13 protein-coding genes are annotated in these 14,282 nt (G+C 68.3%); 5 read left to right on the top strand and 8 right to left on the bottom strand.

Annotation, left to right across the window (positions count from 1 at the left end):
* Window positions 1-65: 65 nt before the first annotated feature.
* On the bottom strand, window positions 66-2,630 hold the full coding sequence (locus tag J2X41_RS21770; protein WP_310085818.1) for a TonB-dependent receptor domain-containing protein: 2,565 nt from the start codon (window positions 2,628-2,630) through the stop codon (window positions 66-68).
* Window positions 2,631-2,826: 196 nt separating this feature from the next.
* Here J2X41_RS21770 and J2X41_RS21775 point away from each other — a divergent pair, with 196 nt between their 5' ends.
* Window positions 2,827-4,410 carry a glycosyltransferase family 39 protein gene (locus J2X41_RS21775; protein ID WP_310085821.1) on the top strand — a complete coding sequence of 528 codons (1,584 nt, stop codon included), beginning with the start codon at window positions 2,827-2,829 and terminating at the stop codon, window positions 4,408-4,410.
* Between the two features lie 139 nt (window positions 4,411-4,549).
* Here J2X41_RS21775 and J2X41_RS21780 read toward each other — a convergent pair whose 3' ends face one another.
* Both J2X41_RS21780 and J2X41_RS21785 read right to left on the bottom strand, forming a co-directional pair.
* A complete protein-coding gene (locus J2X41_RS21780; RefSeq protein ID WP_310085823.1) occupies window positions 4,550-5,191 on the bottom strand; it encodes a 3-oxoacid CoA-transferase subunit B in 642 nt (213 codons plus the stop codon).
* On the bottom strand, window positions 5,191-5,916 hold the full coding sequence (locus J2X41_RS21785) for a CoA transferase subunit A (RefSeq protein WP_310085826.1): 726 nt from the start codon (window positions 5,914-5,916) through the stop codon (window positions 5,191-5,193). Before J2X41_RS21785 ends, J2X41_RS21780 begins: the two co-directional genes overlap by 1 nt.
* 96 nt (window positions 5,917-6,012) lie before the next feature.
* On the opposite strand from J2X41_RS21785, the gene J2X41_RS21790 reads away from it, so the two are divergent.
* Together J2X41_RS21790 and J2X41_RS21795 are read left to right on the top strand one after the other, a co-directional pair.
* Complete coding sequence (locus J2X41_RS21790; protein WP_310085828.1) at window positions 6,013-6,624, top strand: NAD(P)H-dependent oxidoreductase; 612 nt, start codon at window positions 6,013-6,015, stop codon at window positions 6,622-6,624.
* An 80-nt stretch (window positions 6,625-6,704) separates the two neighbouring features.
* Window positions 6,705-8,627 (top strand): monovalent cation:proton antiporter-2 (CPA2) family protein, encoded by a 1,923-nt coding sequence (locus J2X41_RS21795; protein WP_310085831.1) that lies wholly within the window; start codon window positions 6,705-6,707, stop codon window positions 8,625-8,627.
* Between the two features lie 99 nt (window positions 8,628-8,726).
* Here J2X41_RS21795 and J2X41_RS21800 read toward each other — a convergent pair whose 3' ends face one another.
* Window positions 8,727-9,281, bottom strand: coding sequence for a GNAT family N-acetyltransferase (locus J2X41_RS21800; RefSeq protein WP_310085834.1), 555 nt, complete (start codon window positions 9,279-9,281; stop codon window positions 8,727-8,729).
* Between the two features lie 11 nt (window positions 9,282-9,292).
* Window positions 9,293-9,970, bottom strand: a complete 678-nt coding sequence (gene mtgA / locus J2X41_RS21805) for a monofunctional biosynthetic peptidoglycan transglycosylase (protein WP_310085837.1) — start codon at window positions 9,968-9,970, stop codon at window positions 9,293-9,295.
* 103 nt (window positions 9,971-10,073) lie between these two features.
* On the opposite strand from mtgA, the gene J2X41_RS21810 reads away from it, so the two are divergent.
* Window positions 10,074-10,751 carry a nitroreductase gene (locus J2X41_RS21810; protein ID WP_310085840.1) on the top strand — a complete coding sequence of 226 codons (678 nt, stop codon included), beginning with the start codon at window positions 10,074-10,076 and terminating at the stop codon, window positions 10,749-10,751.
* Window positions 10,752-10,822: 71 nt separating this feature from the next.
* Window positions 10,823-11,665 (top strand): helix-turn-helix transcriptional regulator, encoded by an 843-nt coding sequence (locus tag J2X41_RS21815; protein ID WP_310085842.1) that lies wholly within the window; start codon window positions 10,823-10,825, stop codon window positions 11,663-11,665.
* Here J2X41_RS21815 and J2X41_RS21820 read toward each other — a convergent pair.
* The 3 genes from J2X41_RS21820 to J2X41_RS21830 form a co-directional block, all read right to left on the bottom strand.
* A complete protein-coding gene (locus J2X41_RS21820; protein WP_310085845.1) occupies window positions 11,656-12,033 on the bottom strand; it encodes a nuclear transport factor 2 family protein in 378 nt (125 codons plus the stop codon). The genes J2X41_RS21815 and J2X41_RS21820 overlap by 10 nt on opposite strands.
* Window positions 12,034-12,103: 70 nt before the next feature.
* Window positions 12,104-12,952 carry a DUF4198 domain-containing protein gene (locus tag J2X41_RS21825; protein WP_310085849.1) on the bottom strand — a complete coding sequence of 283 codons (849 nt, stop codon included), beginning with the start codon at window positions 12,950-12,952 and terminating at the stop codon, window positions 12,104-12,106.
* A gap of 2 nt (window positions 12,953-12,954) precedes the next feature.
* The gene (locus J2X41_RS21830; RefSeq protein WP_310085852.1) at window positions 12,955-14,187 is read right to left on the bottom strand and encodes a DUF4331 family protein; all 1,233 of its coding nucleotides are present in this window, start codon (window positions 14,185-14,187) and stop codon (window positions 12,955-12,957) included.
* Window positions 14,188-14,282: the final 95 nt, after the last annotated feature.

Here is a 14,282-nt window from a genome sequence, read left to right on the forward strand (position 1 = left end):
AAAAGGGCGGCCCGTTTCCGGACCGCCCCTTCTCGGATCCCGTCGAGACGGGGCCCTGGTCTGTCTTAGAAATTGATCCGCAACGAGACCTGGGCCGTGCGCGGAGCGCCGATGTAGCCATAGGGCTGGTTGGTGATGTTGTACTGGTTGGCGGCCTTCAACACGGGGTTGGCGGTCACCTGGGTGCCCAGGCTGCCGTAGTACTCCTTGTCGAAGATGTTCCAGATGTTCACCTGGATGAAGGCGCCCTTGAGCACCGAGTCCAGGGTGTAGCGAGCGTCCAGGTCGAACACTGTGTAGCCGTCGACGGCCAGGTCGTTCAGGTCGGTGGCGTAGCGCTTGCCGGTGTACTTGCCTTGGACGGCGATCTGGAACGGACCGTCCTCGTAGTTGATCCGGCCGCCGAACATCACCTTCGGGGTTTCAACCAGCTGCTTGCCATTGATCGGGGCGAAGATGCCCGGTTGGACCTGCAGCGGGTCCTGGTACTTGGCGTCGGTGTAGGTCGCCGAGGCGGCCAGCGACAGTTCGTCGGTCAGGCGACCGCCGACTTGCCCTTCCAGGCCCTTGATGTCCACGGCGCCGACGTTGCGTTCGCGATACGAGTCGGTGTCCGGATCGTAGGTGGAGACGACGCGGTTCTTGAACTCGGTCTTGTAGGCGCTGACCGTGGCGTAATAGCCCGGCATGTTGAAGCGGTAGCCCACTTCGCCCGTCTTGGTGGCTTCGGGAGCGGCGCTCAGCGAGCCGATCGAGCCGTTGGCCTGGCGCTTGACGGTGTAGTAGCTGTCCGTCTTCAGGGCCGAGATCTGTTCCGAGTAGCTGGCGTAGAACGCGTTGTGCTCGTTCACGTCATAGGACACGCCGACGTTCGGCAGGGTCTTCTTGACCTTGGCGCTGTAGGCGAACGGCGGAATGTACTGGGTGGGGGTGGAAACACCGCCGACGGTGGTGTTTTGGCCGACGAAGGTCACGTTGCCGTTGGTCAGCGTAGCGTTGGGAGCCTGCGTGGTGCAGAGCACGGTGCTGGTGCCGTTCGAGGTGTAGCAGAGCTGGTTCAGCTCGCGGGTGAACTCCTTGTGCTGCACGCCGATGGTGACGTTCAGCTTGTCGTCCAGGAACTTGCCGCGATACTCGAGCGCGACCTGGTTCAGCTCGGCGACCGAGAAGCGGTCGCGGAAGCGCAGCAGGGCGCCGTCGGCGCCAACGATACGGTCGCCGCCCCAGGTTTCCTTGCCGCCGAACCAGTTCTGCATGAAGCCGGTGTCTTGATTGACATAGCCGGCTTCCGAGGTCTGACGGTGACGACCGCGGTCGAAGGTGTAGGCCAGACGCAGAGTGTTGGTGTCGTTCAGCTTCCAGATCAGCGAGCTGTTGACGCCGTAACGACGGGTGTTGGTGTTCGAGGGCGACATGTAACGGACCGAGTCCATGCAGTCGCCGTCGCCGTTCAGGTCGACGCCGCGGTTGGTGGCCGAGATCGCGCCCACCTTGCAGCTGGCGAAGCTGGTGGCCTTGCCGACCAGCTTGGCGTCGTATTCGTTGATCGCCACCTGCTGGGTGCCGCCGTTGGCCATCGTGTACTGGAACGACGGGTCGAACGTGAAGATCAGGTTGTCGGTCAGGCTGAAGCGCGACTTCATCCGCAGGTTGCCCGTGTTCGACGGGTTGATGCGGCCGCCCCACCAGTTCGAACCGTTCGCGTCGGTGTCACGCGAGCCAGCGACCTTGGTCGGCTTGATCCAGTCGTAGATGCCGGTCGTGGCCGTGGTGTTGTTGCGGTAGTCCCACTCCCAGCCGTACTGGGCGGTTTCCGGGATGATCGAGCCATCCGAAGTGCCGAGCTGGGCGTAGTTGTAGTTGAAGTTGCGGTTGATGTTCCAGTTGGCCGACAGGCTGACATAGTCGCCCTTCGAACCGATGTCCTGCCAGATGCGGGCGTTCAGCTGGGTCTTCTCGAGGTCGCCCTCGCCCTTGAACTTGTCGTACTTCTGGTACGAGCCCGAGACCCAGGCCTTGGTGCCCCAGGGGCCGAAGGCGCCGCTGTTGATCAAACCGAAGATGCGGCCGTAGTTGAAGCTGCCGTACGAGGCGACCACCGAGCCGCCGAAGTCCTCGGTGGGCTTCAGGGTGGTGTAGTTGATGACGCCGCCGGTGGCCGAGATGGTCGGGGTGTCGATGTCGGTCTGGCCGGTGGTGACGCTGGCCTTCTCGATCAGTTCCGGGTCCAGCTGCTGGTTCGAATACAGCGCGTAGTTGCCGGTGTCGTTGGTCGGGATGCCGTCGAAGGTCAGCGAGATGCGGGCGCCGTCGAAGCCGCGCAGACGGATGTTGCCGCCGCTGGTGCCATAGGGGTCGTTGTTGGTGAACGACAGACCCGGGACCATGTTCAGCGATTGCAGGATGGTCTGGCCGGGCGCCTGGTGGCTGATGAATTCCTGGTCGATGGTCGAACGCGACTTCGGCGCGGTCTCGGCGACCACGGCGCCGGCGATCGACTTCGCGCCGGTCGCGGTCACGACGACCTGATCGACTTCAGTCGTACCCGACGACTGGGCCATGGCGGCGGTGGCGCTGAGCAGGCAGCCGACCAGAGCGGTCGACGCCAGACAGGCGAGCTTTTTCGTCATCATCTTGATCTAGTCCCCTCGTTCAAGCCGCGACGGGGTGCATGAATCCCGCCGAGCCATATCATTGAGAGGCTCTTTAGCGACCTATTTAGAAGGTTTGGTGACGGAAAGGCCACGATCGCGGATAAACCCGCTCCAGGGGCCCGCTTGCGGAAGATTTAGTCAGCGTCCTCTTACTTATGCGGGAGAAAACAGCGTGGCCCTTGATGAAACGGCGCGGCCGCCTCAGGCGCGAATCTGGCGGCTGACGCTGATCTTGGTCGGGGTTCTGACGGTTCTGCGGGTCGTGGCCCTGTTCGTCACCCCGCTGGAGCTGTACCCGGACGAAGCCCAGTACTGGCTGTGGTCGCGCCACCTGGATTTCGGCTATTTCTCCAAGCCGCCGGTCATCGCCTGGTTGATCTGGGCGACCACGCGGATCGGCGGCGACGCCGAGGCCTGGCTGCGCATCGGCTCGCCGCTGATCAACGCCGGCACGGCCCTGGTGATCGCGCGCATCGCCACGCGGCTCTACGGCGCCGAGCGGGGCGGACGCTGGGTCGGGGCGGCGGCCGCGGCGATCTTCATCCTGATGCCGGGCATCCAGCTGTCGTCGGTGCTGATCACCACCGACACCCCGCTGCTGTTCTTCCTGGCCTTGATGATCTGGGCCTGCGTCGCCCTGCCCGACGCCTCGCCCCGGGCGCGAACCTGGCTGGCGGCCGGCATGGGCGCGGCCCTGGGCCTGGCGTTCCTGTCCAAGTACGCGGCGATCTACGCCCTGGCCAGTCTGGGCGCGCACCTGTTCCTGTCGCGCGAGGCCCGGCGGGCCTGGACGCCGGCCATGGCGGCCGCCTTCTTCGTCACTCTGTTCGCGGTCTTCGCCCCGAACATGATCTGGAACTACCAGCACCATTTCTCGACCCTGGAGCACACGGCCGCCAACGCCAACTGGAAGGCCGGCAAGCTGTTCAATCCCGGCGAGCTGGTCCAGTTCGTCGGCTCGCAGTTCGGGGTGTTCGGCCCGGTGCCGTTCGGCGTGCTGGGCGGCGGGGCCCTGCTGCTGGCGGTCCGCAGGCGGCTGGCGCCGGCCGACGTCATGCTGCTGTGCTTCGCCCTGCCGCCCCTGGTCACGGTGGCGGCCCAGGCCTTCGTGTCGCGGGCCAACGCCAACTGGGCCGGCGCGGCCTATGTCGCCGGCTCGGTGCTGGTCGCCGCCTGGCTGCTGCGCTGGGAGGCCCGGCGCTGGCTGGTCGGCGGCCTGGCCCTGCAGGCGGCGCTGGCGGCGGTGTTCCTGGCCTGGGTGATCGACCCGCGCACGGCCGAGGCCATGGGCATGGCCAACGCCTTCAAGCGGGCCCGCGGCTGGGACCAGACTGTGCAGGCGATCATCGAGCGCTCGCGCGAGGAGCAGGCCCTGCACGGCGGCCTGACCGCCGTCGCCGTCGACGACCGCTTCCTCTACAATGTCGCCGCCTATTACGGCCGCGGCTATTTCGGCACGCCGGCCGCCCCGCCGCTGCGGATGTGGGTGCACGAGATCGCCGCCCGCAACCAGGCCGAGGCCGAGTCCCCGCTGGACGCCGCCCTGGGCCGCCGGGCCTTGATCGCCAGCCTGGAAGGCACCTACCGCGCCAAGATCAAGCAGGACTTCGCCAAGACCTCGGACCTGCAGATCGTCCGTGTGCGGCTGGACAGGAAGCGCTCGCGGCGGACCGACCTGTTCATCGCCGAGGAGTTCGCGCCGGTGCCGCGGGATCCGAAGACGGGGCTGCCGCCGGATCCGGAGCCGACGCCGTAACTAAACCCTCCCCCCCGTGGGGGAGGCGGCCGAAGGCCGGTGGGGGGAGTCTTCGGATCATCGACCCGGGTTATGGTCGTCGGCCGACCACTCCCCCCTCCGTCGGCTACGCCGACACCTCCCCCACAGGGGGAGGACCCTAAACCCCCACCTCGAACGCCGCCTCGGTCTTGGCCTTGACCTCGTCCACCGTCACCTCCGGCGCCAGTTCGATCAGCCGGACCGGCGTCTTGCCGCGGTTGATCTCGAACACGCCGAGCTCGGTGATCAGCAGGTCGACCACCCCGGCCCCGGTCAGGGGCAGGCTGCAGCGGTGCAGCAGCTTGGGGGCGCCGGACTTCTCGCAGTGGTCCATGACCACCACCACCCGCTTGACGCCGGCCACCAGGTCCATGGCCCCGCCCATGCCCTTGACCATCTTGCCGGGCACCATCCAGTTGGCCAAATCGCCGTTTTGGGCCACCTGCATGCCGCCCAGGATCGAGAGGGCGATGTGGCCGCCGCGGATCATCGCGAAGCTGTCGGCCGACGAAAAGTACGAACTCGACTCCAGCTCGGTGATCGTCTGCTTGCCAGCGTTGATCAGGTCGGCGTCCTCCTCGCCCTCGTAGGGGAAGGGGCCCATGCCCAGCATGCCGTTCTCGCTCTGCAGCGTCACGGACATGCCTTGCGGGATGTAGTTGGCCACCAGGGTCGGGATGCCGATGCCGAGGTTCACATAGAAGCCGTCGCGCAGCTCCTGGGCAGCGCGCTCGGCCATCTGGTCACGTGTCCAGGCCATTACACGGTCTCCCCAGTCTTTTCTTCACGAGGAAGAGTGGTGACGCGCTCGATCCGTTTTTCGAACTTCGCGCCCTTGATCAGCCGGTCGACATAGATGCCGGGCGTATGGATGGCGTCCTTGTCGAGCGCGCCGATCGCCACGATCTCCTCGACCTCGACGATCGTGGCCTTGCCGGCCGTGGCCATCATCGGATTGAAGTTCCGCGCCGTCTTGCGGTAGACGAGATTGCCCTCAGCGTCGGCCTTCCAGGCCTTGACGATGGCCAGGTCGGCGGTCAGGCCGCGCTCCATCACGTACATCTCGCCGTCGAACTCGCGGACTTCCTTGCCCTCGGCCACCAGGGTGCCGTAGCCGGTGCGCGTGAAGAAGGCGGGGATGCCCGCCCCGCCGGCCCGGATGCGTTCGGCCAGGGTGCCCTGCGGATTGAACTCCAGCTCCAGTTCGCCGCTGAGGTAGAGCTGTTCGAACAGCTTGTTCTCGCCCACATAGGACGAGACCATCTTCTTGATCTGGCGGTTCTCCAGCAGGATCCCCAGGCCGAAGCCGTCGACGCCGCAATTGTTGGAGATGACCGTGAGGTCCTTCGTCCCCGCCTCGCGAATCGCCGCGATCAGGTTCTCGGGAATGCCGCACAGGCCAAAGCCCCCGGCCATGATGGTCATGCCATCGAATAAAAGACCCGCCAGCGCTTCGGCGGCTGTGGACTTGACCTTGTCGACCATGGTTCCTCCCGGAGCGACGTTCGCCGACTGCTCTGAGCCGCCGGCCGGAGAAATTCAACCCTTGATGAATAAAATTTCGATGCGTGGAGTAGCGGCGTGACGGATCAGGCTAACCCCACGGAAGCTAGCACCGGCCTCGTGACGCCCGCCACCTCGGGCGTGCTGCTGGCCCTGGCCCATCCGGCGCTTGAACGCTCTCGCGCCAACCGCGCCCTGGCCAAGGCGGCCAAGGGGCTGGAGGGCGTCACCTTCCACGATCTCTACGAGACCTATCCGGACTTCGCGATCGACATCGAGGCCGAGCAGGAAAAGCTGCTGGCCCACGACGTGATCGCCGTGCAGTTCCCGCTCTACTGGTACTCGACCCCGGCCCTGCTGAAGGAGTGGTTCGACCTGGTCTGGCTGCACGGCTTCGCCTACGGGATCGAGGGCAACGCCCTGGCCGGCAAGCGCCTGTTCGCCGCCTGCACCACCGGCGGGGCGGCCAAGGCCTATCACGCCCACGGCTACAACCGCTTCTCGATGGACGAATTCCTGCGGCCGCTGGAGCAGACCGCCTATCTGTGCGGCATGGTCTGGGAGACGCCTTTCGTGGTGCACGGCGCGGCGACCAAGGACGACGAGGAGCTGAAGGCCGAAGCCCAGCGCTACCGGGCGCGCATCGCCTCGCTGCTGGCCGCGCCGGCCGACGCAGAGCTGGGGGCGTAGATGACGACCGCCGGTGACCCTAACCACCGCCGTCCGCCGCTTCGGGCGGGGCGTGACGACCGTAGAATAGAGACCGACTGATGCCCTTCCTCCTGCAAGCCCTGGTCTATCTCGGCGCCGCCGTCATCTCCGTGCCGATCGCCAAGCGCCTGGGCCTGGGCTCGGTGCTTGGCTACCTGATCGCCGGGGTGGTGATCGGGCCGTTCGCCCTGTCGCTGGTCGGCGAGCAGACGGACGTGATGAAGTTCGCTGAGTTCGGCGTGGTCATCCTGCTGTTCCTGATCGGGCTGGAGGTCCAGCCCTCGACCCTGTGGGACATGCGCAAGGCGATCTTCGGTTTCGGCGGCGCCCAGGTGGTCGGCACCTCTCTGGCCATCGCCGGCGTGTCGATGCTGCTGGGCCTGCCCTGGCAGACGGCCCTGGCCGTGGGGATGGTGCTGGCCATGTCGTCCACCGCCATCGTGCTGCAGACCCTGGACGAGAAGGGCCTGAGGCAGGGGCCGGTCGGACGCGCCGCCTTCGGGATCCTGCTGCTGCAGGACCTGGCGGTGATCCCGATGTTCGCCCTGTTGCCGACCCTGGCGACCATCGCCCCGCCGGTCCACGCGGCCGCGGCCGAGGGCCATGGCGGCGGCGCCAGCCTGGTCGCCCACCTGCCGCCCTGGGCCCAGGGCCTGTCGGTGCTGGTGGCCGTGGGCGCCGTGGTCGGTGGCGGCCGCTACCTGGTGCGGCCGATCTTCCGCTTCATCGCCGAGGCCCGCCTGCGCGAGATCTTCACCGCCGCGGCCCTGCTGATCGTGGTGGGCGTGGCCAGCATCATGCAGATGGTCGGCCTGTCGCCCGCCCTTGGCGCCTTCCTGGCCGGGGTGGTGCTGGCCGAAAGCGAGTTCCGCCGCGAGCTGGAGACCGACATCGAGCCGTTCCGCGGCCTGCTGCTGGGCCTGTTCTTCATCACCGTCGGGGCCGGCATCGACCTGAAGCTGGTGGCCAGCCAGCCCCTGGTGCTGGTCGGCCTGGTCCTGGGGCTGATGGGGCTGAAGTTCCTGGTGCTGTTCGGCCTGGCGCGGCTGTTCGGGGCGCCGGCCCGGGGCGCGGCCGCCGTGGCCGCCGCCCTGGCCCAGGGCGGGGAATTCGCCTTCGTGCTGCTGAGCTTCACGGTCGGGGCCGGCGTGATCGGCGCGACCCTGGCGGCCCTGCTGACCGCCGCCGTCGCCGTCTCGATGGCCCTGACCCCGGTGGCGATGATCCTCTACGAGCGGATCGCCGCGATGATGGACGCCGCCATCCCCAAGCAGGTCCCCGACACCGGCGACTTCGAGGACGGCGAGCCGGACATCATCATCGCCGGCTTCGGCCGCTTCGGACAGATCACCGGCCGCCTGCTGACCGCCAACGGCTTCCGCTCGACCGTGCTGGACAGCGACATCGAGCAGATCGACCTGCTGCGCCGCTTCGGCCGCCGGGTGCACTATGGCGACGCCACGCGCATGGACCTGCTGCGGGCCGCCGGCATCGAGCGGGCCCGGATGCTGATCGTCGCCCTGGACGACCGCGAAAAGACCGTCGAACTGGTCGAGACCGCCCGCAAGGCCTTCCCCGACCTGGTGATCCTGGCCCGGGCCTGGGACCGCCGCCACGCCTACGACCTGCTGGCCAACGGCGCCGACGCGGTCGAGCGCGAGACCTTCGAGGCCGCCCTGGCCCTGGGGACCACCGCCCTGCAGAAGCTGGGCTACCGCGCCCACCGGGCCCACCGCGCCGCCGGCATCTTCCGCCGCCACGACCGCAAGTCGTTCGAGGACCTGCGTCCCGTCTGGGGCCAGGAAGAGGCCTATATCCTGGCCTCGCGCGACGCTGCCCGGACCATGGACAAGCTGCTCAACGCCGACCTGGCGCGCCTGCGCCCCGGCGACGCCGCCGGCTCGTGGGACACCGCCAGCCTCGACGAGGAGCTGAAGGAACGGGCCGAACGCGAGGGCGCGCGCCGGGAGGGAGCGAACTAGAGCATCGCGCGGAAAAGTGGATGCCGGTTTTCCGCAAAAGCGATGCGAAGAACAAAAGTCTAGAGCAAGCCGCGCGATTCCTATATCGCGCGGCTTGCTCTAGGTGTGCCTGGCCCGCCGCGCCCGCCACGCGTCCGCGCTCTGCCCCCAAAGCTCCAGCGTCTTCTCGTGATAGGGTTCGGGCAGGCGGCCCATCCGCAGCAGGCGCGAGCCCAGGCGTTCGGCCACCCGCTTGGAGGCATGGTTCTCAGGGTCGATCGAATGGATCACCTCGTCCCAGCCCAGGTGGTCGACGGTCCAGTCCATGGCCGCGCCAGCCGCCTCGACCGCATAGCCCTTGCCGTGGAAGGCCGGGTGCAGCCCCCAGGCCAGTTCGCCGCCGGGCCAGGCTTCGGGCCGCCAGGGACCGACCCGACCGACCCAGCGACCGCTGGCCTTCTCGACCACCGAGAACATGCCGAAACCCTGCAAGGCCCAGGATCCGGTGACGGCGGCCATCATTCGCCAGGCGGGACTGCGAGCCATCCGGCCGCCGATGAACCGTGCCGCCTCGGGATCGCCCATCAGCTGCGCCCAGCCGTCGAGATCGGCCGCGACCGGCGGGCGCAGGATCAGACGCTCGGTCTCCAGGGTCGGTCCCAGAACGACGGTCATGACGCTTCCCCCTAGGCCACGCAGGCGGCCAGGCCGCCGCGGCGCACCGCGCCCGAGGCCTTGCCGATCCGGCTGGAGCGCTTCTTGACGTAGCGGCCCGGATTGACCGCCTTCCATTTCAGCGGGCTGGGCAGGATCGCCGCCAGCCGCGCCGCCTGGAGCGGGGTCAGCTTGTCGGCTCCGACCTTGAAATAGGTCCGCGAGGCGGCTTCGGCGCCATAGATGCCCGGGCCATATTCGATGGAGTTCAGATAGACCTCCATGATCCGCTTCTTGCCCCACAGCGTCTCGATCAGCACCGTGAAATAGGCCTCCAGCCCCTTGCGCACATAGGAACGGCCTGGCCACAGGAAGACGTTCTTGGCGGTCTGCTGGCTGATGGTCGAGCCGCCGCGGATCTTCTTGCCCTTCTCATTGTTCTCGTAGGCCTTCTGCAGGGCGTCGAGGTCGAAGCCGTGGTGGTCGCAGAACCGGGCGTCCTCGGCGGCGATCAGGGCGCGCGGCAGGGCGGGCGAGACCTCGTCGATCGGCCGCCAGCGGTGGTTCCAGCCCTTGCCCTCGGCCAGGCGGATGACCATCAGCGGCGTCGCCGGCGGCGGCACGAAGCGGTAGACGATCACTGTCAGCACCGGCCCTGCGACCAGCACGATGAACAGCGCCACCAGGATGTTCCGCACCAGCACCTTCACCGATCGCCCCCTCGTCTTTCGCCGCGCTTGCGTTGACCCTGCGGCCGGATGCTAGCCAAGCCTGTGTCGCGGGGATAGCCGCCCACCCGTTAGCGAGGCCTTGATGACCCAGTTCCAGACCGTTTCCGAGGCCGTCGAGCGCCGGATGTCGGTCCGCGCCTTCAAGCCGGACCCCGTGCCCGGAACCGTCGTGCGCGGACTGCTGGAGGCGGCCGCCCGCGCTCCGTCCGGAGGCAACCTCCAGCCGTGGGTGGTGCACGCCCTCTCCGGCGAACCCCTGAAAGAGTTCAAGGCCCTGGTCGCCTCGCGGCTGATGGACCGCGACGAGCCGGAATACCACGTCTATCCGCCCAACCTCTGGGAGCCGCTGCGCACCCGCCGCTACCAGGTCGGCGAGGACCTCTATGCGTCGCTCGGCATTCCCCGCGAGGACAAGCTGGGCCGCCTTCAGCAGTTCGCGCGCAACGCCGAGTTCTTCGGCGCGCCGGTCGCCCTGTTCTTCTCAGTCAATCGCAACTGCGGCCCGCCGCAGTGGTCGGACATCGGCATGTACATGCAGACCCTGATGCTGCTGGCCGTCGAGCGGGGCCTGGACACCTGCGCCCAGGAGTTCTGGTCGGCCTATGGCAGGCTGACGGGCGCCTTTCTGGACCTGCCCGCCGATCACATGCTGTTCTGCGGCATGGCCCTGGGCTATCGCGACGAGACGGCGGCCGTGAACAGCTGGCGCTCGCGGCGGGAGCCGTTCGACGAGTGGGGGGTGATGCGGGGGTTCGACTAAGGGCTCCCGTCGAGCCGCCATAACCTCCCAGGTCATTGCCTCCGTAACCCCGTCCGCCGATAGCGGACGCCATGAACGAACTCAGCGTCACCCTGCTGCTGCAAACCCCGACGGTCGGCGTCCGCGACGTGGCCTGCAACGGCGCCTGCCGGCACAGGAGCGCCAGCGAATGCGCCGAGGCGACCCACCTGGTCTTCCCCTATCGCGGCGCCTACGTGCGCCACGTCGGCCGCCAGGATACCGTGGCCGAGGCCAATCAGCTGGTGTTCTTCAATCAAGGCCAGGAATACGCCATCAGCCATCCGATCGGCGGCGGCGACGCCTGCCTGTCGGTGTCGCTCGACGAGGCGCTGCTGACGGAGCTGTCGCCCGCCGAACAGCTGGAGGACGGCGAGGTGGCGGTGTTCCGGCGGCCGACGCGAGGCGTCGATCCGGCGGTCCAGGCCCTGGCCGCCCGGCTGCGGCGCGGCCTGGCGCGCGGCGCTCTCGAGCCGCTGCAGGCCGAGACCCTGACCCTGGACCTGGTCCGCCGCGCCCTGGGCGAGCGCGCCTCCCCCGCCCGAGCGGCCAGCTACGGCCGCCGCAAGCTGGCGGACCGCGCCAAGCTGGTGCTGGCCTCCGATCCGGCCCGCCGCTGGACCCTGGGCGAGGTGGCCGCCGAAGTCGGCGTCTCGCCGGTCTACCTGACCCAGGTCTTCGCCAAGGCGGAAGGCCAGCCGCTCTATCGCTACCAGTTGCGGCTGCGGCTGGCCCGGGCCCTGGACCGGCTGGACGATTGCGAGGATCTGACCGACCTCGCCCTGGACCTCGGCTTCTCCAGCCACAGCCATTTCAGCGCGGCGTTTCGCCAACACTACGGCCAGAGCCCGGGCGACTTCCGAGGCGCCGTCGCGCCGCCGCGCCGCTATGCCTGATCGACAAACCCGCCAGCCGGGGCGGGATGGGGCAGCGACCAACCGAAATAGACCTCGACCTCCACGACCTGCTCACCGCGCAGGGTGAAGATCTCAGTGTTGCGGAACCGCTTCCCGCCCGCCACGCGTCCCTCGTAGGTCACCGCGACCTGGTCGTCGGCCGTCACCAAGCGGACGAAATCAAAGCCCTCGATCCCTCCGCTGTTGGGCCAGCACCGCTCGAAATAGGTCGCGCGATCGAGACGATTGTCGAGCGGGCTGGTGAAATGAAAGTCCGGCGCGATCAATCGCTCGATGGCGGCGCGATCCTTGGCGGCATAGGCCGCGAACACCGCGCGGACGATCGCATCGCCGTCTCTGCCTGCCATGAGTCCGTCTCCTGTTGGCGTGGGCCCCGCTGATTGTCGAACGCGCCGCCGGTCGTTCGGGTAACGAGCCTCAGCGCGTTTGAGTGGGAAAGCCGAAGCTGAGGCTGGAGAATACGGTCTCGAAGTCGACGCCGTCGTCGGTCAGCGGTTTGGTCCAGACCACGTCCATCATCCAGGCCCCGCCGCTGGGCATGGCGAAGCTCGCGCGGCCCTCGTTGTCAGTGCGATGCCGCTCCAGCGGCATGGCGTCGTCGGCCAGGTCGGTCAGCTTGACCAACGCGCCCGCCAGGGGCCGGCCCTCGTAGAGCACCAGGACCGGCAGCCTCGTGGAACGCGGCAGGACGTAGGGGCTGACCTCCGGCACGATTTCCAGGGCCAGGCCCACGGGCCGGGTGACCGCCTCCTGGGCGCCGCCGTCGCCGACCTGGATCAACGCCTTGGTCTGCCGGCTGTAACGTTCGGAGGCGTCAATGGCTTGCAGACCCTTTGCGGCGCGGGTTTCCAGAGCCGGGGTCAAGCCCTCTTCCTCCGCATAGGCGTTGAACCTGGCGGCCGACTGGTGGCTCAGGGCGTTGGCGTCGCTGCGCAGCGTCACGACATAGGCGCCGGGCCGCGCGAAGCTCAGGGCGCCATCGGCGTCCGGCGCGCCCAGGGTCAGGGCCGGGCGCAGGTCCTGAGGCTCGCCGTCCGACGCCGTGGCGTCGAACCGCAGCACACGGCGCGACGGCAGTTGCGAGCGCTGGCGCTCAGTCCCCGTGCCGACCTGCAGGGTCATCGGCGTGGGCGTCCCGACCGGAAGCCAAAAGCGCTCGGGCTGGATCCAGAACTCGTGCGCGACGGCCCCTTGCGGCCCGCAGGCCAAGACGAGGACACCGGCGGCGGGCAGGAGGCGGCGAAGACCAGCGATGAAACGGGTCATGGTCAGGGCTCCTTGCGCGCGACATAGGCCGGGCCGTCGGGCGCGGCCAGGAACGGGAACTCGGTGTCGGAATGGACGTGGTCATCATGGTCGACGCCGTCGTCGACGCCCGTCAGGCGGCCCGTCGCGAGCAGCGAGCGGTAGACGTCGACGGCGTCGTAGTTCGGCGTGCGGCCGCCGCAGTCGCCGGCCAGGTCGCGGCGGCCGGCCAGGGCGGCCAGCTCCACCGCGAACAGCGTCGCGCACCGCGTGCCGGCGCCGTCGATCCACAGCCGGTCGTCGGCCAGCAGGATCGCCAGGTTCAGGTAGCGCGATGCTCCGGCCGGGCGGTCGGCGATCATCGCGTTGCCGCACTCGCCGTCGAAGGCGTCGTAGAGACCCAGCGTCTTCTCGATCTCGGGGATGAAGGCGTCCGAGGTCGCGGGGGTGGCGTGATTGTAGGCCTCCTTCAGGGCGTCGCTGACGGTTTCGGGCTCCAGCGTGGCCAGCAAGGCGTTGCCGGTCAGCGGCCGGCCCATGCGGTCGATGCGGCCCTTGGGACCGACCGTCTCGCCCCAGACCGCCAGCATCCTGCCGCCGCGCGACACCGCGGGCAGGTCGATCGACACGACCAGCGAGGCCGGCGTCCAGCCCGCCAGCAGGTTCTGGGCCGGTCCGCCGCGCGTGTGGCGCCAGCGGTCCAGGATCCCGGCCGAGGTCGCCTTGTCGAAGGCCGGGCAACCGGCCTCGTCCAGCGACGCGCCCGCCTTCAGGGCGGCCGCGGCGAAGTCGTAGGCCTCGCGGGTGCCCTTGACGTTGTTGAAGAACGGATCGTCGCGCAGGCCGGCGAAGACCCGGAAGCGATGGCGGCTCGACACCAGCCCCTCTGGACGGTTCGCATCGCCCCGGGCCTCGTCCCCGCCCGCCTCGCAGCGGATCTCGGAACCGGCGAACCGGCACGAGATCGTCGTCGTCGCGGTCGTCTTGCCGAACCGCGCGCCGCTGTCGACGTGGAAGACATAGGCCAGATCCTTGGAGAACCCGTGGCCGACGATCGCCATCACCAGGTTCAGCTTGCGCTTATCCGGCGAATTCCAGGCGAAGATGTCGCCGATATCGGCCCGGGGATCGGCGATGACGCTGGGTGTGTCGAGGTGGTCGGACGCCCGTGCCGGACCGGCGGCGGCCAGCAGCAACGCCGCCGTGCTCGCAAGTCCGGCCGCCAGGGCGCGGCGGTTGTTGATGGTCCAGGGCATGGCATGGCTCCACAAGATTGGAGCCGCAGAAGGCCTCGGAAGCGCGGTCGGCCGCTGTCGAAATCTTTAGCGATCTGGGAGCACGCCCTGATCGC

It is taken from the genome of Caulobacter sp. BE254 (genome assembly GCF_031457295.1).
GTDB lineage: Bacteria > Pseudomonadota > Alphaproteobacteria > Caulobacterales > Caulobacteraceae > Caulobacter.

Excerpts from the sequence above, each read along its gene's own strand:
- J2X41_RS21825 (WP_310085849.1), bottom strand. The coding sequence starts at position 12,952 with ATGACCCGTTTCATCGCTGGTCTTCGCCGCCTCCTGCCCGCCGCCGGT.
- J2X41_RS21800 (WP_310085834.1), bottom strand. The coding sequence starts at position 9,281 with ATGACCGTCGTTCTGGGACCGACCCTGGAGACCGAGCGTCTGATCCTG.
- J2X41_RS21795 (WP_310085831.1), top strand. The coding sequence starts at position 6,705 with ATGCCCTTCCTCCTGCAAGCCCTGGTCTATCTCGGCGCCGCCGTCATC.
- J2X41_RS21820 (WP_310085845.1), bottom strand. The coding sequence starts at position 12,033 with ATGGCAGGCAGAGACGGCGATGCGATCGTCCGCGCGGTGTTCGCGGCC.
- J2X41_RS21815 (WP_310085842.1), top strand. The coding sequence starts at position 10,823 with ATGAACGAACTCAGCGTCACCCTGCTGCTGCAAACCCCGACGGTCGGC.
- J2X41_RS21785 (WP_310085826.1), bottom strand. The coding sequence starts at position 5,916 with ATGGTCGACAAGGTCAAGTCCACAGCCGCCGAAGCGCTGGCGGGTCTT.
- J2X41_RS21780 (WP_310085823.1), bottom strand. The coding sequence starts at position 5,191 with ATGGCCTGGACACGTGACCAGATGGCCGAGCGCGCTGCCCAGGAGCTG.
- J2X41_RS21770 (WP_310085818.1), bottom strand. The coding sequence starts at position 2,630 with ATGACGAAAAAGCTCGCCTGTCTGGCGTCGACCGCTCTGGTCGGCTGC.
- J2X41_RS21810 (WP_310085840.1), top strand. The coding sequence starts at position 10,074 with ATGACCCAGTTCCAGACCGTTTCCGAGGCCGTCGAGCGCCGGATGTCG.
- J2X41_RS21830 (WP_310085852.1), bottom strand. The coding sequence starts at position 14,187 with ATGCCCTGGACCATCAACAACCGCCGCGCCCTGGCGGCCGGACTTGCG.